General features: G+C 73.1%; 17 protein-coding genes and 1 riboswitch. Of the genes, 6 read left to right on the top strand and 11 right to left on the bottom strand.

Features of this window, described 5'->3' with window-relative positions; translation table 11 throughout:
* Window positions 1-47: 47 nt before the first annotated feature.
* From cobI to ACFY9E_RS33135, 9 genes are all read right to left on the bottom strand, one after another.
* Entirely contained in the window at window positions 48-779 is a 732-nt protein-coding gene (cobI, locus tag ACFY9E_RS33175) for a precorrin-2 C(20)-methyltransferase (protein ID WP_390990400.1), read from the bottom strand.
* Window positions 776-2137 carry a cobyrinate a,c-diamide synthase gene (locus ACFY9E_RS33170; protein WP_390990398.1) on the bottom strand — a complete coding sequence of 454 codons (1362 nt, stop codon included), beginning with the start codon at window positions 2135-2137 and terminating at the stop codon, window positions 776-778. The genes cobI and ACFY9E_RS33170 overlap by 4 nt, the downstream gene beginning before the upstream one ends.
* Complete coding sequence (gene cobO / locus ACFY9E_RS33165) at window positions 2134-2733, bottom strand: cob(I)yrinic acid a,c-diamide adenosyltransferase (protein ID WP_361935643.1); 600 nt, start codon at window positions 2731-2733, stop codon at window positions 2134-2136. The genes ACFY9E_RS33170 and cobO overlap by 4 nt, the downstream gene beginning before the upstream one ends.
* On the bottom strand, window positions 2733-4730 hold the full coding sequence (locus tag ACFY9E_RS33160; protein WP_390990396.1) for a putative cobaltochelatase: 1998 nt from the start codon (window positions 4728-4730) through the stop codon (window positions 2733-2735). The genes cobO and ACFY9E_RS33160 overlap by 1 nt, the downstream gene beginning before the upstream one ends.
* Window positions 4727-8383, bottom strand: coding sequence for a cobaltochelatase subunit CobN (gene cobN / locus ACFY9E_RS33155; protein ID WP_390990394.1), 3657 nt, complete (start codon window positions 8381-8383; stop codon window positions 4727-4729). The genes ACFY9E_RS33160 and cobN overlap by 4 nt, the downstream gene beginning before the upstream one ends.
* Window positions 8380-9888, bottom strand: a complete 1509-nt coding sequence (locus ACFY9E_RS33150) for a cobyric acid synthase (protein ID WP_390990392.1) — start codon at window positions 9886-9888, stop codon at window positions 8380-8382. The genes cobN and ACFY9E_RS33150 overlap by 4 nt, the downstream gene beginning before the upstream one ends.
* Before the next feature lies 1 nt (window position 9889).
* Window positions 9890-10825, bottom strand: coding sequence for a cobalamin biosynthesis protein (locus ACFY9E_RS33145; protein ID WP_390990390.1), 936 nt, complete (start codon window positions 10823-10825; stop codon window positions 9890-9892).
* 99 nt (window positions 10826-10924) lie between these two features.
* A riboswitch (cobalamin riboswitch) is annotated at window positions 10925-11083 on the bottom strand.
* A gap of 116 nt (window positions 11084-11199) precedes the next feature.
* The gene (locus ACFY9E_RS33140; RefSeq protein WP_059422310.1) at window positions 11200-11421 is read right to left on the bottom strand and encodes a hypothetical protein; all 222 of its coding nucleotides are present in this window, start codon (window positions 11419-11421) and stop codon (window positions 11200-11202) included.
* Window positions 11422-11455: 34 nt separating this feature from the next.
* Window positions 11456-12703, bottom strand: a complete 1248-nt coding sequence (locus ACFY9E_RS33135; RefSeq protein ID WP_390990388.1) for an inorganic phosphate transporter — start codon at window positions 12701-12703, stop codon at window positions 11456-11458.
* A 538-nt stretch (window positions 12704-13241) separates the two neighbouring features.
* Between ACFY9E_RS33135 and ACFY9E_RS33130 the strand changes: the two genes are divergently transcribed.
* The 3 genes from ACFY9E_RS33130 to ACFY9E_RS33120 all read left to right on the top strand — a co-directional run bounded on the left by ACFY9E_RS33130 (window position 13242) and on the right by ACFY9E_RS33120 (window position 16837).
* Window positions 13242-13970, top strand: a complete 729-nt coding sequence (locus ACFY9E_RS33130; protein WP_390990386.1) for a class II aldolase/adducin family protein — start codon at window positions 13242-13244, stop codon at window positions 13968-13970.
* Between the two features lie 82 nt (window positions 13971-14052).
* Window positions 14053-15180: an alpha/beta fold hydrolase gene (locus ACFY9E_RS33125; RefSeq protein ID WP_390990383.1), complete on the top strand. Its 1128-nt coding sequence runs from the start codon at window positions 14053-14055 to the stop codon at window positions 15178-15180.
* Window positions 15181-15436: 256 nt separating this feature from the next.
* Complete coding sequence (locus ACFY9E_RS33120) at window positions 15437-16837, top strand: hypothetical protein (protein ID WP_390990380.1); 1401 nt, start codon at window positions 15437-15439, stop codon at window positions 16835-16837.
* Between the two features lie 24 nt (window positions 16838-16861).
* Here ACFY9E_RS33120 and ACFY9E_RS33115 read toward each other — a convergent pair whose 3' ends face one another.
* Window positions 16862-17275, bottom strand: a complete 414-nt coding sequence (locus ACFY9E_RS33115; RefSeq protein ID WP_390990378.1) for a VOC family protein — start codon at window positions 17273-17275, stop codon at window positions 16862-16864.
* Window positions 17276-17527: 252 nt separating this feature from the next.
* On the opposite strand from ACFY9E_RS33115, the gene ACFY9E_RS33110 reads away from it, so the two are divergent.
* The 3 genes from ACFY9E_RS33110 to ACFY9E_RS33100 all read left to right on the top strand — a co-directional run bounded on the left by ACFY9E_RS33110 (window position 17528) and on the right by ACFY9E_RS33100 (window position 20633).
* Entirely contained in the window at window positions 17528-19126 is a 1599-nt protein-coding gene (locus ACFY9E_RS33110) for an ATP-binding cassette domain-containing protein (protein WP_390990376.1), read from the top strand.
* A 335-nt stretch (window positions 19127-19461) separates the two neighbouring features.
* On the top strand, window positions 19462-19680 hold the full coding sequence (locus ACFY9E_RS33105) for a helix-turn-helix domain-containing protein (protein WP_010037790.1): 219 nt from the start codon (window positions 19462-19464) through the stop codon (window positions 19678-19680).
* A 149-nt stretch (window positions 19681-19829) separates the two neighbouring features.
* The gene (locus tag ACFY9E_RS33100; protein ID WP_390990374.1) at window positions 19830-20633 is read left to right on the top strand and encodes an enoyl-CoA hydratase-related protein; all 804 of its coding nucleotides are present in this window, start codon (window positions 19830-19832) and stop codon (window positions 20631-20633) included.
* Between the two features lie 27 nt (window positions 20634-20660).
* Here the strand turns inward: ACFY9E_RS33100 and ACFY9E_RS33095 are convergent, their stop codons facing one another.
* Window positions 20661-21383, bottom strand: coding sequence for a nucleopolyhedrovirus P10 family protein (locus ACFY9E_RS33095; RefSeq protein ID WP_390990373.1), 723 nt, complete (start codon window positions 21381-21383; stop codon window positions 20661-20663).
* Window positions 21384-21431: the final 48 nt, after the last annotated feature.

Raw genomic sequence — 21431 nt, 5'->3', positions numbered from 1 at the left:
CCTCTCGTACAGGGGGTTGAGCGGGGGTGGGGTGGCGGACGGGCGGGTCAGAGCTTCCCGCCCCGTCCGCCGTCGCGCCGGGCGGGTGCGATGAGCGTCGACAGATAGGGCAGGGGCGCGTCGCCGAGCTCGGCGGCCGGACGTACCGACTCCTCGGGCAGCCCGAGCGCCGAACCCCACACGGCGTCGCCGAGCCGCCCGGTCTCCCGCAGCGCCTCGGCCACCTCGTGCGCCTGCCGCCCGAACTTGTAGGCGACCACGGTCCCGGGCCCGGCCAGGGCGTCCTTCAGCACGGCGGCCCCGGCGGTGACGGGCACGAGCGTGAGCGGCTCGGTGCCCTCGGTCAGCACGGCACCCGACCGGGCGGCGAGGTCCTGCATGGCGGTGATCCCGGGCACGGTCTCCACGACGGTCCCCGGCACCGACTCGGCGATGGTCTGCGCGAGATACGTGAACGTCGAGTACACGTTGGGATCGCCGATGGTCGCGAAGGCCACGGCGGCATGACGGCGCAGCAACTCGGCGACCCGTTCCCCGGCCGCGTCCCAGGCGGCCTCGCGCCGCCCCCGGTCGCTGCGCTCGTTCAGCGCGAACACGACCCGCACGACCTTCTCCTCGGGCACGTAGTGCAACACCGTCGCCTCGGCCCGGCCACGCTCCCCGCTGTCCATCACGGGGACCACCACGACATCGGCCTCCCGCAGGGCGTTGACCCCCTTGACGGTCACCAGCTCCGGATCCCCGGGCCCTACCCCGACTCCGATCAGCCTGCTGCTCATGACGTCCGGCACCTCTCGACGAACCGACGGGCGACACCGGGCTCGGACGCCCAGTGCGTGTGCAGATAGCTCGCGTGCACACCGCGCTGTACGAAACCTTCGACCCGCGGCCGGGGGCCGCGGACCCCCCAGGCGGGCTCCGTCCCCGACCCGGGCTCCACGACGGTCCGGTGGAACTCGTGTCCCCGCATCCGTGTCCCGGCCACCGCGAGCACACTGTGGCCCACGGCCACGGCGTCCCGGTAGCCCAGAGTGAGCCGCTCGGTCATCCGCGCCCCGGCGTCCAGCACCCCGCACATCGGCAGCCCGTCCAGCTCCCGGCACAGGTACAGCAGCCCCGCGCACTCGGCGGCGACGGGAGCGCCGCTCTCCGCCAGGGCGGCGACGGCCTCGCGCAGCCGAACGTTGGCGGACAGCTCGGCGGCGTACACCTCGGGGAATCCGCCCCCGATCACCAACCCGGCGGTGTCCTCGGGCAGTTCCTCGTCCCGCAGCGGATCGAAGGCCACCACCTCGGCACCGGCGGCGGCGAGCAGCTCGGTGTGCTCGGCGTAGGAGAAGGTGAACGCTTCACCGCCCGCGACGGCCACGCGTGGCCGGGAGCCGTGGGCGGGCGAGGAGACAACCTCAGCCGCGTCCCACGCCGCACACGACAACGCGCCCGCACTCCGCGCCAGCCCCGCCAGCGCGTCCAGATCGCACCCGTCGGAGACCTGTGCCGCCATCGCCGCCACGGCCTCCACAGCGGCGGCGTGCCGCTCGGCGACCGGCACCAGCCCCAGGTGCCGCGACGGCGTGTCCACCTGCGCCGCCCGCCGCAACACCCCGAGCACCGGCACCCCGGCCTGCTCCAGCGCCTCCCGCAGCAACTCCTCGTGCCGGTCCGAGGCGACCTTGTTCAAGATCACGCCCCCGACCCGCACCTCCGGGTCCCAGGACGCGAACCCGTGCACCAGCGCCGCCACCGACCGCGACTGCGACGACGCGTCGACGACCAGCACCACCGGCGCCCGCAACAGCTTGGCGACATGAGCCGTCGAGGCGAGCTCACCCTCTCCGGCGGCCCCGTCGTACAGCCCCATCACGCCCTCGACGACCGCGATGTCACACCCCCGCGCCCCGTGCAGGAACAGCGGCCCGACCAGCTCGGGCCCGCACAGGTACGCGTCGAGGTTCCGTCCCACCCGCCCGGTCGCGAGCGCGTGGTACCCGGGGTCGATGTAGTCCGGCCCGACCTTGTGCGGGGACACGGCGAGCCCCCGCGCGGCGAACGCGGCCATCAACCCCGTGGCGACGGTGGTCTTGCCGCTGCCCGAGGAGGGCGCGGCGATGACCAGCCGAGGGACGGAAGCACTCACCACTCGATGCCCCTCTGGCCCTTCTGGCCCGCGTCCATCGGATGCTTGACCTTGGACATGTCGGTCACGAGATCGGCGAAGTCCACGAGTTTTTCGGGCGCGTTCCGCCCGGTGATGACGACGTGCTGGGTCCCGGGACGCTCCCGCAGCACGGAGATCACCTCGTCCGTGTCCACCCACCCCCAGTGCATCGGGTAGGCGAACTCGTCGAGCACGTACAGCTTGTACGTCTCGGCGGCCAGGTCACGCTTGACCTGCTCCCAGCCCTCCCGGGCCTTCTCCTCGTTGTCCATCTGGGCATCGCGCTGCACCCAGGACCAGCCCTCGCCCATCTTGTGCCAGTCGACGGACCCGCCCTCCCCGGACGCCCCCAGCACCCGCAGCGCGTTCTCCTCGCCGACCTTCCACTTCGCCGACTTGACGAACTGGAACACCCCGATCGGCCACCCCTGGTTCCAGGCCCGCAGCGCGAGCCCGAAGGCGGCGGTGGACTTGCCCTTGCCGACGCCCGTGTGCACGACGACCAGCGGACGGTTCCGGCGCTGCCGTGTCGTCAGCCCGTCGTCCGGCACCACACTCGGCTGTCCCTGCGGCATTACGCGGCCCTCCTCTGTACGTCCTTCACGAGACCGGCGATGCTGTCCGCCCGCAGCTCGTCCAATGTCACGGCCGTACCGCCCAGTTCACCGGCGAGCTGCCCGGCGAGCCCCAGCCGTACCGGCCCCGACTCGCAGTCCACGACCACCGAGGCGACACCGTCGGCCGCGAACAACCGTGCCGCACGCCCGGCCAGGGCGACGGGCTCCGGGCCACCGGTGGCCCGTCCGTCCGTCACGACCACGACCAGCGGCCGCCGCGCGGGATCGCGCAGCCGCTCCACGCGCAGCACGTCGTGGGCGCGCAGCAGCCCGGCGGCGAGCGGTGTGCGCCCGCCGGTCGGCAGCGTCTCCAGGCGGGCCGCCGCCGCGTCCACGGACGAGGTCGGCGGCAGCGCGACGTCCGCGCCCGACCCCCGGAAGGTCACCAGTCCCACCTTGTCGCGCCGCTGGTAGGCGTCCAGCAGCAGCGACAGCACGGCGCCCTTCACGGCACTCATCCGCTGCCGCGCCGCCATCGAACCGGAGGCGTCCACGACGAACAGCACGAGATTGCCCTCGCGCCCCTCACGGGTGGCCTGCCGCAGATCGTCCCGGCGCACGACCAGGCCCGGTCCGGAGCGTCCGCGCGCCCGCTGGTGGGGTGCCGCGGCCTGCACGGTCGCCGCCAGGTGCAGCTTGGTGAGCGCGCCCCGCGGCCGCCGGGCCCCGGTCGTCCGCCCCTGCTCGGTCCGCGCCCGCGATCGCCGCCCGGCGGCACCCTCGCCGATCCCGGGCACGCTCAGCACCTTCGTCCGGAACGGTTCGGAAGCCCGTACGGCCGACTGCTCGCCGGCCCCCGAGGGCTGCGGCTGCCCGTTCTCCCCGGCCTCGGGCCGGGCCCCGGTGTCGCCGTCGCCCTGCGGAGCGTCGTCGGGTTCCGGCTGTCCGCCGCCCCCGCCGGGTCCGTCCGGCCCGGGGTCCGGGTCCGGATCGTCGTCGTCCGAGCCGCCGAACTCCTCCAGCGTCTCGTCCAGTTTGTCCTCGTCGAGCCCCGGTGCGTCGAAGGGGTTGCGCCGCCGCCGGTGCGGCAGGGCGAGCAGCGCCGCCTGCCGGACGTCCTCGGCGAGCACGTCCGTGCGCCCGGCCCAGGCCGCCAGCGCGGTGGCGGTCCGCGCCATCACGATGTCCGCGCGCATGCCGTCGACCTCGAAGGCCGCACAGGTCGCCGCGATCTGCCGCAGCGCGCCGTCACCCAGCCGCACGGACGGCAGCAGCTCCCGCGCCGCGATGATCCGTGCCCGTACGGCGGCCTCCTCCTCGGCCCAGCGCGCGGCGAAACCGCCGGGGTCGTCGTCGTAGGCCAGGCGCCGCCGGACGACCTCCACCCGCTGGTCCGGCTCCCGCGAGGCCGCGACCTCGACGGTCAGCCCGAACCGGTCGAGCAACTGCGGCCGCAGTTCGCCCTCTTCGGGGTTCATGGTGCCGACGAGCAGGAAGCGGGCGGCGTGCCGCACGGAGACGCCCTCGCGCTCGACGTACGAGGCGCCCATCGCGGCGGCGTCCAGCAGCAGGTCGACCAGGTGGTCGTGGAGCAGGTTGACCTCGTCGACGTAGAGGATCCCGCGGTGCGCGTCGGCGAGCAGGCCCGGCTCGAAGGCCTTCACGCCCTCGGACAGGGCCCGCTCGATGTCCAGCGCGCCCACCAGCCGGTCCTCGGAGGCGCCGACGGGCAGCTCGACCATGCGGGCGGGCCGCTCGGCGCCGGTGCCGGGCTCGTGCGGCCCGTCCGGGCACGCCGGGTCGGGGGAGGCGGGATCGCACGAGAAGCGGCATCCCGGAACGACCGGGACCGCCGGCAGCAGCGCCGCCAGCGCCCGCACCGCGGTCGACTTGGCCGTGCCCTTCTCACCGCGCACCAGCACACCGCCGACCGCCGGTGACACCGCGTTCAGCAGCAGCGCGAGCCGCAGGTCGTCCTGGCCCACGACGGCCGTGAACGGAAAGGGGGTGGTCACTTCTCGTCGCCCTCCAAGTCGCCTTCGAGTTCCAAATAGGTGGCCCGCAGCCGCTCCAGCGTCTCAGCGTCCGGCTCGGCCCACAGTCCGCGCTCGGCCGCCTCCAGCAGCCGCTCGGTGATGCCGCGCAGCGCCCAGGGGTTGGACTTCTTCATGAAGTCCCGGTTCTCCGGGTCGAAGACGTACTCGGCGCTGAGCTTCTCGTACATCCAGTCGTCCACGACCCCGGCCGTGGCGTCGTACCCGAACAGGTAGTCCACGGTCGCCGCCATCTCGAAGGCGCCCTTGTAGCCGTGCCGCCGCATGGCCGCCATCCAGCGCGGGTTGACCACGCGGGCGCGGAAGACGCGGTGCGTCTCCTCGCCGAGCGTGCGGGTCTTCACCTGGTCCGGGGTGGCCGAGTCACCGACGTACGCCTCAGGGCTCGCGCCCGTCAGGTGGCGGACCATGGCGACCATGCCGCCGTGGTACTGGAAGTAGTCGTCGGCGTCGACGAGGTCGTGCTCACGGGTGTCGACGTTCTTCGCGGCGACGGCGATCCGCTTGAACGCCGTCTCCATGTCCCCGCGCGCGGCCCGCCCGTCGAGCCCGCGGCCGTAGGCGTAGCCGCCCCACACCGCGTACACCTCGGCGAGGTCCGCGTCGGAGCGCCAGTTGCGGGCGTCGATCAGCGGCAGCAGACCGGCACCGTACGCCCCCGGCTTGGAGCCGAAGATGCGGGCCGTGGCCCGGCGGCGGTCGCCGTGCTCGGCGGTGTCCTGGTCGGCGTGCGCCTTGACGTGGTTGGACTCGGCGGGCTCGTCCAGCTCGGCGACCGTGCGGACGGCGTCGTCGATCAGGCCCACCACGTGCGGGAACGCGTCCCGGAAGAATCCCGAGATGCGGACCGTGACGTCGATGCGCGGCCGGCCGAGCTCCGCCAGGGGGATCACCTCGAACCCGGTCACGCGCCGCGAGGCGTCGTCCCACACCGGCCGGCAACCCAGCAGCGCCAGGATCTCGGCGATGTCGTCGCCCTGGGTGCGCATGGCCGAGGTGCCCCACACCGTCAGACCGACGGACGTGGGGTACTCGCCGGTGTCCTGCAGATACCGCTGCACCAGCGAGTCCGCGAGCGACTGCCCGACCTCCCAGCTCAGCCGGGACGGAATGGCCTTGGGGTCGACGGAGTAGAAGTTCCGGCCCGTCGGCAGGACGTTGACGAGCCCGCGGGTCGGCGAACCGGACGGTCCGGCCGGGACGTAGCCGCCCTCCAGGGCCCGCAGGATGTGCCCGATCTCGTCGGTGGTCTTCTCCAGCCGCGGCACGACCTCGGCGCAGGCGAACTCCAGCACGGCGACGGCCTCGGGCAGTTCGGTGCCGAGGACCTCCCGGATCAGCGGCGCGCTCTCGGCTACCGCCCAGCCGCGCTCCTCCATGCCCTCCGCGATCCGCCGGCACAGCTGCTCCAGCAGGTCGATCGCGTCGGCGGCGCTGCGGGCCGGGCCGTCCACCAGGTCCGTCAGCTCGACGGGCACCTTCACCGGAGCGCCCGGCTCGGCCAGCAGTTCCTTCTCCACCAGCCCGAAGTGCCGCGCCAGCGAGGCCCTGAGCCCCGGCAGCGCGTTGGCCTGCCCGCCCCACACCTGCGAGGCGCGCAGCACGGCCAGCACGAGGTTGACGCGCGGCTCACCGACCGGCCCGCCGCCCAGGATGTGCAGACCGTCGCGGATCTGCACGTCCTTGATCTCGCACAGATAGCCGTCGATGTGCATGACGAACTCGTCGAACGCCTCGTCGTCCGGCTGCTCGTCGACATGCAGGTCGTGGTGGAGTTCGGCCGCCTTGACCAGCGTCCAGATCTGGGCGCGCACGGTGGGGGCCTTCGTCGGGTCCAGGTCCGAGACGAGCGCGTACTCGTCGAGGAGCTGCTCCAGCTTGGCCAGGTCGCCGTAGGTGTCGGCGCGGGCCATCGGCGGCACGAGGTGGTCGACGACCGTGGCGTGCCCGCGCCGCTTGGCCTGGGTGCCCTCGCCGGGGTCGTTGACGATGAACGGGTAGATCAGCGGCAGGTCCCCGAGGACCGCGTCCGGCGCGCAGCCGCCGCTCAGCCCGAGGCCCTTGCCCGGCAGCCACTCCATCGTGCCGTGCTTGCCCATGTGGACGATGGCGTCCGCGCCGAAACTGTTCTCCAGCCACCGGTAGGCCGCCATGTAGTGGTGGGACGGCGGCATGTCCGGGTCGTGGTAGATCGCGATCGGGTTCTCGCCGAAGCCGCGCGGCGGCTGGATCATCACGACGACGTTCCCGAACTGCAGGGACGCCAGCACGATGTCGTCCCCGTCGACGTAGAGGCTGCCCGGCGGCTCGCCCCACGCCTCCGTCATGGCGTCCTTCAGCTCCGGGTCGAGCTTCTCGAACCACGCCCGGTAGTCGGCCAGCGGCACCCGCGCGGGCGCGGCGGCCAGCTGCTCCTCCGTCAGCCACTCCACGTCGTGCCCGCCGGCGTTGATGAGCCGGTGGATCAGCTCGTCACCCTCGTCCGGATGTCCCTCGACGACGTACCCGGCGTCCCGCAGCGCGTCCAGCACCCGCACCGCCGAGGCCGGGGTGTCGAGCCCGACCGCGTTGCCGACCCGGGAGTGCTTGGTCGGGTACGCGGTGAAGACCAGAGCCAGCTTCTTCTCGGCGTTCTCCTTGTGCCTCAGCCGCGCGTGCCGTACGGCGATGCCGGCGACGCGCGCGGCCCGCTCCGGGTCGGCGACGTACACGGGCACGTCGTCCGGGCCCTGCTCCTTGAAGGAGAACGGCACGGTGATCAGCCGCCCGTCGAACTCCGGGATCGCCACCTGCATCGCGGCGTCCATGGGGGAGAGGGCGGCGTCCGACTCCGCCCAGGCCTGCCGCGAGGACGTCAGACACAGGCCCTGCAGCACGGGGATGTTCAGCTCGGCGAGGGCGCCGATGTCCCAGGCCTCCTCGTCACCGCCGGCCGAGGCCTGCGAGGCGTGGGTGCCGCCGGCGGCGAGCACGGTCGCGACCAGGGTGTCCGCCTGCCCGAGGATCTCGTACAGCCCCGCGTCCGCGCCGCGCAGCGAACCGCAGTACACGGGCAGCGCGTTGGCGCCCCGCGCCTCGATCGCCTCGCACAGGGTGTCGACGAAGGCGGTGTTGCCGCTCAGGTGGTGGGCCCGGTAGAAGAGCACGCCGACGGTCGGCCGGCCCTCCACCCGGGCGCGCTCGCCGTGGACGCCGTACTCCGGCATCGTGCGCGGCTCGACGAACCCCTCGCCCGTCAGCAGCACGGTGTCGGAGAGGAACCGGGCGAGTTCGGTGAGGTTGTCCGGCCCGCCCTCCACGAGGTACTTCAGCGCCTCGGCCACGACACCGGCCGGGACGGACGACTCGGCCATCAGCTCCGCGTCCGGCACGGCCTCGCCGCCCAGCAGCACGGTGGGGATACCGGAGGCCTTCAGGGCGGCGAGCCCGTCCTCCCAGGCCCGCTTGCCGCCGAGCAGCCGGACGACGGCGATGCCGGCTCCGTCCAGCAGGGCCGGAAGCTCCTCCCGGACGTCCACGCGGGTGGGGTTGCCGATCCGGTAGTCGGCACCGGAGGCGGCCCGGGCCGCCAGCAGGTCCGTGTCGGCGGTCGACAACAACAACACAGTGCTCATGCGGGCGCTCCCGGTGGAATGAAGGGCAGTCCTTGCGGCGCGCCGGACTCGATGAGCCGCCACAGCGCGTCCGTGTCCGCGTGCTGTTCGATCAGATCGCCGAGCCGGTCGAGCTGCTCCTCGCGCAGCGCGGCGAACGAGGTGTCCGGAGCGGGCACGAAGCGGCGGCCCGCGGCGGCCGCCACCTCCCGCAGGAACGCCCGCCGGAAACCGTCCGACTCCAGTGAGCCGTGCCAGTGCGTGCCCCAGGTCTGGCCGACCCGGCACCCGTCCAGGAAGGGGTCCCCGCCGGTCACGTCGGCGACCCCGTGGTGGATCTCGTAGCCCTCGACCTGCTGGCCGAGGGCCTCGCCCGCCGGCCGGGTGAGGGTCTTCTCGCGGGCGAACCGCACCCGCACGGGCAGGATCCCGAGCCCGTCGACGTGACCCTTGCGGCTCTCGACGTCGTCCTCGATGTGCTCGCCGAGGATCTGGAAACCGCCGCAGATGCCGAGGACGGGCCGCTGCTCGGCGGCCCTGCGGGCCAGCGCGCCGGCGAGGCCGCGCTCGCGCAGCCACTCCAGCGCACGGACCGTTCCCCGGGTCCCGGGCACGATGACGAGGTCGGCGTCGGACAGCTCCTCCGGCCGGTCCACGAACCGCACCACGACGCCCGGTTCGGCGGCCAGCGCGTCCACGTCGGTGAAGTTGGACATGAGCGGCACGGCACAGACCGCGACCCGCAGCACGTCCTCCCCGACCGGCGGGGCGACGACGGACTCCCGCACCGCTCCCCGCAGGGACACCCGAAGCCCGTCCTCCTCGTCGATGCCGAGCCCGTGCCGGAACGGCAACACGCCGTACGTACGCCGCCCGGTGAGGCCTTGCAGCATGTCCAGGCCCGGCTCCAGCAGGGAGACGTCCCCGCGGAACTTGTTGACGAGGAACCCGGCGACGCAACGCTGGTCCTCGGGCGACAGCAGCGCCAGGGTCCCGAAGAACGAGGCGAACACACCGCCCCGGTCGATGTCGCCGACGACGAGCACGGGAAGCCCGGCGTTACGGGCGATCCCCATGTTCACGATGTCCGTCCGCCGCAGATTGATCTCGGCGGGAGAACCGGCCCCCTCACAGATCACCGCGTCATACGTGCCCCGCAACTGCTCCAGACAGTCCAGCACCGTCCCGAGCAGCCTCTGCTGCCGCCCGCCGTGGTAGCCGCGCGCACTCATCTCCCCGACCGGCTTGCCCAGCAGCACGACCTGACTGCTCTGCTCACCCCCGGGCTTGAGCAGCACGGGATTCATCAGCGCGGTCGGCTCGACCCGGCAGGCCTGCGCCTGCATGGCCTGCGCCCGCCCGATCTCGGCCCCCTCCTTCGTCACGAAGGAGTTCAGGGACATGTTCTGCGCCTTGAAGGGCGCGACCTTGACGCCCTGCCGCACCAGCCACCGGCAGATCCCGGCGGTCACGACGCTCTTGCCCGCGTCGGAGGTGGTGCCGGCGACGAGAAGCCCACCGCTCATGTCATTTCCCCCTCTTCAGCAACCGCGCACCGGCGCACACGCCGAGCGCCAGCCAGGTGACGCGCCGCGAGAGCCGCACAGCCCGTGCGACGTCGTGCGTGCCGACGGCACGCCCCCCGGTGTTCAGCACGGGCCGGTCCTCCACCCGCCCGCCGTACGAGAGCGTCCCGCCCAGCCGCACCCCGAGAGCCCCCGCGAAAGAGGCCTCCACCGGACCGGCGTTGGGGCTCGGGTGCTTCGCCGCGTCGGCCCGCCAGGCCCGCACGGCACCCCGGGGATCCGGCCCGGCCAGGGCTGCGAGGACCGCGGTCAGCCGTGCTCCCGGCCAGCCCGCGAGGTCGTCCAGCCGCGCGGAGGCCCACCCGTACCGCCGGTAGCGGGCCGACTTGTGTCCGACCATCGCGTCCAGGGTGTTGACGGCCCGGAACCCGAGCAGCCCCGGCACCCCGCCGACGGCTCCCCACACCAGGGCCCCCACCACCGCGTCGGAGGTGTTCTCGGCGACCGACTCGACCACGGCCCGGGCGATGCCGTCGGCATCGAGGGCCTGCGGGTCCCGCCCGCACAGATGCGGCAGCCGGGCCCGGGCCGTCTCGACGTCACCGGCCTCCAGGGCCCGCCCGATGGCCTGCGCCTCCCGCGCGAGCGAAGTCCCCCCGACGACGGCCCAGGTGGCGGCACCCGTCAGCGCGACGGAGGCGACGGAGGACGTCCGCACGGCCCGCGCGGCGACGGAGCCGAGGGCGACGGCCCCCGAGGTGCACACGGCGGTGTGCAGCGCGCCCCACCCGCGGTGGTCCCGCCACAACACCCGTTCCACGGCACCCGCGGCCCGTCCGAACGCGGCGACCGGATGCCCTCGGCGAGGATCACCGAGCAGCAGGTCACCGATCAGACCGGCGGCGGCACCGTACGCGAAGACGCGACCGGCACCCATGGGCTCAGCCGGCCGGAAGGGCAGGCGGAGGCGGGGTGTTGGAACGGGATCGGCAGCCGCGCATGGCGATACGTGTCCTCACTCAGGGTGTCCACGCCCTGGTTCGACGAGACCGGCGGCGAGAGTTCCTGGCTCCCGGGGATCACTACCCCGGTGACAGTGGCGGGACCGCGCCGGACTCTCACCGGCTTCCTCTCCTGCCGCCGTACTGGCCCCGGCAGTCCACCACGGCCGGCAACCGCCGTCAACTTGCCGTTGACCTGCGAGGGGAGAGTGTGGAGAACCCCACACCGGCCCCTTCCCGCACACGACGACCGGGCGGCGCGGGACCGGAGTCCCGCGCCGCCCGGCGGACACGATGTGCGGTCGGGCCGTCAGGCCACGATCAGGTAGATCCCGTAGCCCACGGCCGCCGCGCACGCCGCGAAGCACGCGTACGCTCCCGTGACCGCGAGCCCGGCGGACCCGCCCTGCGCCACCGCGCGCTCGCGGCGCGACAGGCCGGTGATGCCGAGGGTGAACAGGCCGACGAGGGCAACGGTGACCACGAGGCTGACACCGAAGACGGAGCCGAGGGCCGCCCAGTCGATCTTCATCTCAGAGACTCTTCCTTGTAACCGGTGGGCGGGGTCAGACCGTGGTGGTCGTGGTCGGCGTCCGTTCGGCCGTGGCCTGCGCCGGGAACGAGGGGACCGGCTCCTCGGCGACCGTGCCGCCCGCAGGCGGCGGCGTCACCGCGGCCATCGCGGTGGTCACCACGCCGGCCGGCTCCGCCTCGTCGGCGTCGTTGACGTTGGTGTGGTCGACGACCTCACGCCGGGACAGCTTCCAGATCGCCGCGCTGGAGGCGACGAGGAAGACGGCCACCACGGCGGTGCCCCAGTTGCCGAAGCCGGTGACGTACTCGGCGAGCGCGCCCACCAGGGCCGCCGCCGGGAGCGTCAGACCCCACGCGACGAACATCCGCGTCGCGGTCGACCAGCGGACGACACCGCCCTTGCGGCCGAGCCCCGCGCCCATCACCGAGCCGGACACCGAGTGCGTCGTGGAGAGGGAGAAACCGATGTGGGAGGAGGCCAGGATGACCGTGGCCGCGGAGGTCTGGGCGGCGAAGCCCTGCTGCGGCTGGAGGTCGGTCAGTCCCTTGCCCATGGTGCGGATGATGCGCCAGCCACCCAGGTACGTGCCGAGCGCGATGGCGAGACCCGCCGAGAGGATGACCCACATGGGCGGGTCGGAGTCGGGGGCGACAGCGCCGCCGGCGACCAGGGCGAGGGTGATGACACCCATCGTCTTCTGGGCGTCGTTGGTGCCGTGGGCCAGGGAGACCAGGCCGGCGGAGGCGATCTGGCCGGCTCGGTAGCCCTTCTTGGACGCCTGGCTGTCGGCCTTGCTGCCGAGGGAGTAGGTCAGCCGCGTGGCGAGCATCGCCGCGATGCCCGCGACCAGCGGGGCGGCGATCGCCGGGATGAGCACCTTGGTGACCAGCACGTCGCCGTGCACCGCGCCGACGCCCGCCGAGGCGATCGTGGCACCGATCAGGCCGCCCATGAGGGCGTGGGAGGAGCTGGACGGCAGGCCGACCAGCCAGGTCAGCAGGTTCCAGAGGATCGCGCCGACCAAGGCGGCGAAGATGACCTCGGGACGGATGCCGGCCTCGTCGACGAGGCCCTTGGAGATCGTGTTGGCGACTTCGACGGACAGGAAGGCGCCGACCAGGTTGAGGACCGCGGACATGGCCACCGCAACCTTGGGCTTCATGGCGCCCGTGGAAATGGTCGTGGCCATGGCGTTCGCGGTGTCGTGGAAACCGTTCGTGAAATCGAACGCGAGTGCGGTTACTACCACAATCGCGAGGATCAGCGAGAAGCTTTCCATTTACCCAGGCAATCGTTCGAGGTCGTTGACGGTACGAACGTAGGCAACCTGAGTGAACGGAAGATGAACTGGGAGGGGCGCAGGGGTGACCGCAAAGGGGGGTCGTGACTCCGCCCCGGAACGGCGGTCCCGGCGCCCGTCGGTCAGGCGCCTCGCGCGAACCGCTTCAGCCGATCGAGCGACCCGTCGAAGAGATTCTGGTCACCCGGCAGGGAGCCGCTGTCGCCGGCGCGGGTGATCTGGCCGGCCCCGCCCGGCGAGCCAGGCCGTAGCAGCCGTGCTTCTTGTCGTACGGGTTGTATGCGATGTCGAGCGCGGGCGGGCCGGCGGTGCGAAGTGGTAGGCGCCGCGCACCGGGCCCGCCCCGCGCACGCCGTCGTACTGCCGGCCGCGGCGGGGATCTTCCCCCAGGAATGGCGACGTGTACGGCGAAATCCTCCGGAGTGTACGGAAAGATCGGTGCATGTCCGAAGATCTCCGGCCGGGCAACACGCCCCGGCCGGCGGCGCGTTGAGTCTCCGCCTGGCAGGATCGCGGCATGGCTGAGCAGCGAGGCGACGAGCGGGGCACGGGAGACGCACGGCAGGCCGGACCGGGAGCGGGGGAGCGGCGCGGGAGTGCGCGCCCCGAGGAGGCGCGTGCCTGGGAGGACCTCGTCGCGACGGCCCGCCGGACGGTCGCGGACGGACTCGTCGTCGGCACGTCCGGCAACGTGTCGGTGCGCGTCGGCGACACGGTCCTGGTCACGCCGTCGGGCGTGCCCTACGACCGGCTGGCGCCGGACGACGTGACCGGCGTCGACCTCGACGGCCGGCAGGTCCTCGGCACGCTCGTCCCGACCAGCGAGCTGCCCATGCACCTCGCCGTCTACCGCACGACCGGCGCCCTGGCCGTCGTTCACACCCACGCCGTGCACGCCACGGCCGTCTCGACGCTCGTGAGCGAGCTCCCGCTGATCCACTACATGGCCGCGGCGCTCGGCGGTCCCGTCCGGGTCGCCCCGTACGCCACGTACGGCACCGACGAGTTGGCCGAGAACATGCTCCGCGCCCTCGCCGGCCGCTCCGGCTGCCTCCTCCAGAACCACGGCACCGTCACCCACGGCGGCACCCTCGACCAGGCCTACGACCGCACCGCCCAGCTGGAGTGGATGTGCCGCCTGTGGCTGACCGCCTCCTCGGTGCCGGGCCTGACCCCCGGCCTGTTGTCCCGGGAACAGCTCACCGAGGTGGAGGAGCGCCTGAGCGGCTACGGCCAGCGAGGCTGAGCCGTCCGCAGGGCCGCCGCGGACGTCACCCCGCGGCTGCCCCCCACTGGTCGCCCACGGCATCCGCCGGGACACTGGAGCCGTGCGCACTGTCAAAGCGACGGCCGCTGCCGTCACCGCCGTGATCGGGGCCGGTGCCGCCGCGGTGGCCGCCGGCCGGCTCGCCAGCGACGCCGCGCTCAAGGCGCCCCCCGGCAGGCCCCTGCCCACCGAGCCCCGGCTCACCGTGCACGGCACCGCCGACGGGCGCATCAGCCTCACCCGGGACCTCGCCGCCCTGCGCCCCGGCCGCTACGGCCTCTCCGGGGACGGCTCCCACGCGGTCGTCGGCCCCGTCCTGACCGGTGCCTCGCACCCCGCCGACACCGTCGTGCGCCGCCTGGAGAGCGTCACGCACGGCACGCTGGCGTCCGGCGACAAGGTGTGGCTCACACCGAACGTGTACGTCGGCGACCCCGGCGCCGCCCTCGGGCTCGAACACGCCGACGTCGACATCCCCGGCGAACTCGGCGCCCTGCCCGCGTGGTTCGTGCCGGGCAAGCGGGACACCTGGGTGATCGCCGTGCACGGACTGGGCGCCACCCGGGAACTCGCCCTGAACGTCATGGGATTCCTGCACGGCAGCCAGTTCCCGGTGCTCGCCCTCGCCTACCGCGGCGACCTGGGCGCGCCCCGCCCGCCCGACGGCCTCAACCACCTCGGCGAGACCGAGTGGCGCGACCTCGACGCGGCCATCCGCTACGCCGTGCGCTACGGAGCCCGCCAGGTCGTCCTGCACGGCTGGTCCACCGGCGCCACCATGGCCCTGCGCGCCGCCGCGCGGTCGGGCCTGCGCGACCGGATCTCCGGGCTCGTCCTGGACTCCCCGGTGCTCAGCTGGGAGGCCACCCTGCGCGCCCTCGCCTCGGCCCGCCGCACCCCGGGCGTGCTGCTGCCCCTCGCGGTCCGCGCCGCCCAGGGCCGCACCGGCCTGTCCCCCGACCGCGTCGCGGGCACCCTCCCGGCCGGCGAGCTCCGGGTCCCGGCGCTGGTCCTCCACGGACCGGACGACACCGTCGCCTCCTGGCAGCTCTCGCGCCGCCTGGCCGGAGCCCGCCCCGACATGGTGGCCCTCCACACCGTCCGCAACGCCCCTCACGGAGCCATGTGGAACGCCGACCCCAAGGGCTACGAGGAAGCCCTCAGGCGCTTCCTGACCCCTCTCATGTGACCTCGTTCACAGCCGTCGCTGGGTGCGGCCCCCCGTCGCGGCTTCTCGCGCACCCCCGTTCACGCCCCCTTCACCCCGTCGCAACCACGCACCGCCCCCCTTCCCGCCGACCGGTCGCGAGGATTCCGTTTAGCGTCGTACCACTGGCCGGTTCCCGGCCCTCGACCACTTCCGGCAACCGGTGCGTTGGCCATCCCCGTAGCCCGCCGTGACATTCCGTTTGGGTTTTCGGACCGTCAACCGGAAGACTGCACCCGTGACGTCCCGTATCCCGCGCGACTCCAGGCTTCGACTCGTCCGCCCGCGACCCCTGGCCGCCGCCCCTCCAGCGATGAACCAGCGGCGCTCGCGCCGACCCGCACCACGCCCCCCGGAGGGCACTCCGGCACCGGCGGAACTGGCCAGAATGGCACGCTCAGGTCTCGCCGACGCGGCCCGCGTCGCCCGCTGGGCCGACGCCGCGCTCGGCCCCGGCCGGGACAGCGCCACCGACGACGGCAAGGCCACCCTCTCGGACGCGACCGCGGAACGGGCCGCCCGCGAGCTGGGTCTGACCCCGGCTCAGGTCAGAGCCGACTGGGACACCGCCCGCCTCGCCGGTCTCGTCGAGGTGCACGGCGACAGCGCCCGCCCCGGCTGGCGGTTGCGCGCCTGGGACCGCGACGACAGTGCCGTGCTGCGCGGCTGGGTCGCGCTCTTCGACGCCTGGTCGCTCGCCCATCCGGAGCCCGCGGAGCACGAGCCTGCCGCCGTCGCCGAGGTCGTCTCGGCCATGCCGCAGGTGCTCTCCTTCCTCCAGCTGTCCGCCGGGCCCGTCCCCGTCGAACAGCTCCTCGACCTCCTGGAGCAGCGCGTCACCGAGCTGCGCACCGCCCGCTGCGAGATCCCCTACGGCCCCCAGCCCGAGCCGCCGGCCGAACCGGAGCCCACCGACGCCCCGCTCGCCCCCCTGCTCGACTGGGCCCTGCGCGCCCTCGCCTCCGTCGGCGCCCTGACCTACGGCGACGGCCAGGCCACGCTCACCCCGCTCGGCAGCTGGGCCGTCTGGGTCAAGCTGGAGCAGATCTGCGTCGCCGCGCAGAGCCCCGCCGGGAACATCGAGCAGGCCGCCGAGGACATGCTCCGCGGCTGCGCCCAGCTGCGCCCCAACGCGGCCCGCGCCGAATACCGCGCCTGGCTCGCCGCCCGCCCCGTCGGCAGCGCCGTCACCGAGCTCCTCGGCGCCGCCCGCGGCGAGGACGCCCTGCTGCGCGGCCTCGCCTTCGAGGCCCTGCGCGTGGTCGGCGCCCCCGCCGAGCCGGACGTCCGCGCCGTGCTGACCGAGCCGACGCTCAGGCCGTACGCGCTGCTGTGGCTGGCCGAGCACGACGGGGCCGACCCGGAGGACGCCCACGAGGTCCTCACCCGCCAGGAGGCGACCTGGCTGTGGGTGGACACCGCCGCCGCCGTCGCCGACCACGGGGAGGCGCCGCTGCTGGTGCGCCACCTGGAGTCCGCGGTGCAGCCGACCGTCCCGATGCTCCTGGACGAGGTACGCGCCGTCGGGCACCCGCGCACCGTGCAGGTCCTGGTGGCCCTCGCCGCCGCACACCCCGACCCGGCCCTGGCCAAGGCGGTGCGCCGGGCCGCCTTCCAGGTGCACACCGGCGGCAGCTGATCCCGCGGCCCGCCCCGCGGGCCGTCAGCCCGCTGTCTCGGGCGCGTACGTCCCGAAGCTCCACACGTTGCCCTCGAGGTCCCGGGCCATGTAGTCCCGCGATCCGTAGTCCTGGTCCGTCGGGGGCATCAGGATTTCCACGCCGTGGTCCACGGCGTGCCGGTGGTGGCCGTCGACGTCGTCCACCACCACGTACACCCCCGTGGTGCCCGCGTTCTTCATGGCCGCGTCGAACACGCCGCCGCGGCCCTTGGTGCCGACCATCACCGCGCCGTTGCCCTGCGCCAGCTCGGCGTGCATCACCGAGCCGTCCTCGCCCTCGTACACCGACAGCTCCGTGAAGCCCAAGGCCTCCGTGAGCTGGCGGATCGCCGCCTTCGCGTCGGCGTACAGCAGCGTCGGGTAGATGGTCGGACGCCCGCCGGACGTGCCTGCCATGGCGATCACTTCCTCGTGTCTCGCTGCGTGTCCCACCGCCGGGAGGAGCCGGAGTCCGGCCCGCTGCCCAGTCTTCCACCGGGTACCGACAACGGCCCTCCGTCCGGCCGCCGGTGATCGAACACCCGCACACAGAAAAAGTGGTTGCACGTCCCCGTTAGACTGTCCTCATGGCCATTCTCCTCGCGCATTAGACGGCGGGAACGTCCTCAGCCGTCCATCCCGCCCCCGTATCCGCCCTGGAGTCTGTCCGTGATTTCCGCCTCCGGTATCGAGCTGCGCGCCGGTGCCCGCGTCCTCATCGAAAACGCCTCGTTCCGCATCGCCAAGGGTGACCGCATCGGCCTGGTCGGCCGCAACGGCGCGGGGAAGACCACCCTCACCAAGTGCCTGGCGGGCGAGGGCATCCCGGCCGGCGGCACCATCACCCGCTCCGGCGAGGTCGGTTACCTCCCGCAGGACCCCCGCACCGGCGACCTCGACATCCTGGCCCGCGACCGCATCCTGTCCGCCCGCGGCCTGGACGTGCTGATCCGCAAGATGCGCGACAACGAACAGCGCATCGCCAACGGCACGGGCGCCACCCGCGAGAAGGCGCTCAAGCAGTACGAGCGCCAGGAGACGGAGTTCCTCACCAAGGGCGGGTACGCCGCCGAGGCCGAGGCCGCCACCATCGCCGCCGCGCTCAACCTGCCCGACCGGGTGCTCGGCCAGCCGCTGCACACCCTCTCCGGCGGTCAGCGCCGCCGTATCGAGCTGGCGCGGATCCTCTTCTCCGACGCGGACACCCTGCTGCTCGACGAGCCCACCAACCACCTCGACGCCGACTCGATCGTCTGGCTGCGCGACTACCTCAAGACCTACCGCGGCGGCTTCATCGTGATCTCCCACGACGTCGACCTGGTCGAGACGGTCGTCAACAAGGTGTTCTACCTGGACGCCAACCGCGCCCAGATCGACATCTACAACATGGGCTGGAAGCTCTACCAGCAGCAGCGCGAGGCCGACGAGAAGCGCCGCAAGCGCGAGCGGCAGAACGCCGAGAAGAAGGCCTCCGCGCTGCATTCGCAGGCCGACAAGATGCGGGCCAAGGCCACCAAGACCGTCGCCGCGCAGAACATGGCCCGCCGGGCGGACAAGCTGCTGGCCGGCCTGGAGGCCGAGCGCAAGTCCGACAAGGTCGCCAAGCTGCGCTTCCCCGAGCCCTCGCCGTGCGGCAAGACCCCGCTCATGGCCGAGGGCCTGTCGAAGTCCTACGGATCGCTGGAGATCTTCACCGACGTCGACCTGGCCATCGACAAGGGCTCGCGCGTCGTCATCCTCGGCCTCAACGGCGCGGGCAAGACGACCCTGCTGCGCCTGCTCGGCGGCGCGGAGAAGCCCGACACCGGCAAGGTCATCGAGGGCCACGGCCTCAAGCTCGGCTACTACGCGCAGGAGCACGAGACCCTCGACCCGGAGCGCACGGTCCTGGAGAACATGCGCTCGGCCGCCCCCGACCTGGACCTGGTCGAGGTCCGCAAGACGCTCGGCTCGTTCCTGTTCTCCGGCGACGACGTCGACAAGCCGGCCGGCGTCCTGTCCGGCGGTGAGAAGACCCGTCTCGCCCTCGCCACGCTGGTGGTGTCCTCGGCGAACGTGCTGCTCCTCGACGAGCCGACCAACAACCTCGACCCGGCCAGCCGCGAGGAGATCCTCGGCGCGCTGCGCACCTACAAGGGCGCGGTCGTCCTCGTCACGCACGACGAGGGCGCGGTCGAGGCGCTCCAGCCGGAGCGGATCATCCTGCTGCCGGACGGCGTCGAGGACCTGTGGGGCGCCGACTACGCGGATCTCGTCGCTCTCGCTTGATCGAATGCGTGATCAACGGCGTATGGATCATTCGGCCCAGCGGTGATCCATCATCTGTGTGAGATCTCCTCGTACCGAGGTGTGTCCTACATCGATTTCGCGGCCGAGCCCCCGATTCTTCGGGACTCGGCCGCGCCGCCTTTCTGACCTGGCCTTTTCCTCCACCATCCGTTCGGCCGTACGGACAGCACTCGCCGGAATTCTGCATTCCGCATGTGGGGGTGTGCTCCCGTCGTCACAACCTTGTCTCACGGACCTTGCCGAATGGGTGGCCATGACGGCCCGGAGGGGTGATCATGAGGAGACCAGAGCGCACTTCCCATGAGGAGGCACGGGTGGCCGAGACTCTGAAGAAGGGCAGCCGGGTGACCGGCGCCGCGCGCGACAAGCTCGCGGCAGACCTGAAGAAGAAGTACGACGCCGGTGCGAGCATCCGGGCGTTGGCCGAGGAGACCGGCCGCTCGTATGGCTTTGTGCACCGCATGCTCAGTGAGTCGGGTGTCACGCTCCGAGGGCGTGGCGGGGCGACCCGGGGCAAAAAGGCCACGGCCTGACCCCGGGTGGCCCCTCGGCTTCGATGGTGGCCACCCGGTCGGTCGTCTGATCGACCGGGTGGTTACTGTGCAGTCACTTAAGCGTGGCCTGCTACGGCGGTGAAGCCGCCGTACGGCACGAAGGCGACCGCACACATCGGAGGCGTCCCATGGCTTCGCCCGACAAGGACCTCGTTCCCGTACTCGACAAGGACGGCGTACGGCTCACCGTCGACGACGCGATCGCCACGGTGACGCTGACCAACCCGGCCAAGCGCAACGCGCAGAGCCCCGCTCTGTGGCGCGCGCTGACCGAGGCCGGGCGGCAGCTGCCGGGCTCCGTCCGCGTCGTGGTGCTGCGGGCCGAGGGCAAGTCCTTCTCGGCCGGGCTCGACCGGCAGGCGTTCACGCCCGAGGGCTTCGACGGCGAACCGTCGTTCATCGACCTCGCGCGCGGCGCGGACGCCGAGTTGGACGCGACCATCGCCGAGTACCAGGAGGCGTTCACCTGGTGGCGGCGCAGCGACATCGTCTCCGTCGCCGCTGTCCAGGGGCATGCCATCGGGGCGGGCTTCCAGCTCGCCCTCGCCTGCGACCTGCGCGTCGTCGCCGACGACGTGCAGTTCGCCATGCGCGAGACCAGCCTCGGGCTCGTGCCCGACCTGACGGGCACGCACCCGCTGGTGGGACTCGTCGGATACGCCCGCGCGCTGGAGATCTGCGTGACCGGGCGCTTCGTCACGGCCGAGGAGGCCGTGAACACCGGTCTCGCGAACCTCGCCGTGCCCGCCGACCAGCTCGACGGCACCGTCCGCGACCTCGCCTCGGCCGTGCTCGCCGCGCCGCGTGACGCGGTCGTCGAGACCAAGGCCCTGCTGCGCGGCGCCCAGGACCGCACCTACGAGGAGCAGCGCGCGGCGGAGCGCCAGTCCCAGGCCCGCCGGCTGCGGGACCTCGCGGGCATCGGGGACTGAGAGCCGCCGGACCGGCCGGGAGCGCGGTCAGCCGATCGCGCTCACCACGACCGCCACCGTCGGGTGATCCGGCAGCACCCTCCTGACCGCCGTCCGGACCGCGCGGGCCACGTCCCTGGCCCGCTGGTCGGCACCCACCGCCAGCTCCAGCCGGACATGGCGGTGCGACAGCGCGGCGTCCGCGCCGGGGAGTTCGTCGATGTGCACGGGGTGGCCCAGCGTGCCGGTCAGATGGAGTACGCCTTGGACTGCGAGCGCGGCGGCGGCCACCCGGGCCTCGTCGCCGCCCTCGGCCCGCGCGGCGCCCGGCAGTTCGGGGAGAGGCACGGCGGGCCCCGCCTCAGCCGGCTCCTGATCGTCCAGCAGCCCCGTCACCCGCAGATCCACCTCCGTCACCGCCAGACCGAGCCGCTGGGTCGCGGCGGTCGCCAGCGTCGCCCGCAGCAGGGAGGCCGTCGCCGGCAACGGCTGCGCGGCCGTCGCCGCGAACTCCGCCGTCACCCGCAACGGCCCGGGCGGCAGGGCACTCGGCGGAGCCGGTACGGCCGGCTCCGCGATGTCCCCCGTGTCGCAGAGCGCGACACGAAGCGCGGCGAGGCGTACGCCCGGCGCGTCCCACGCCGCGCTCCGCAACACCGCCTCGGCTGCCCGCTCCGCGATCCATGCGCCGTCCCGCGCGTCACCCAGCGGCAGCAGCCTGCCGATTACCAGCTGATGTCTCACTGCCTGCGTCCATCGATCGGCCGTCATTCCTCCAGCCTGCCGCATCAGAGGCGCGCTCCCGCGTAACCGTGCTTA

Origin of the sequence: Streptomyces sp. NPDC012466 (genome assembly GCF_042955215.1) — a bacterium.
GTDB lineage: Bacteria > Actinomycetota > Actinomycetes > Streptomycetales > Streptomycetaceae > Streptomyces.
This window is presented reverse-complemented; position numbering and strand designations above follow the sequence as displayed.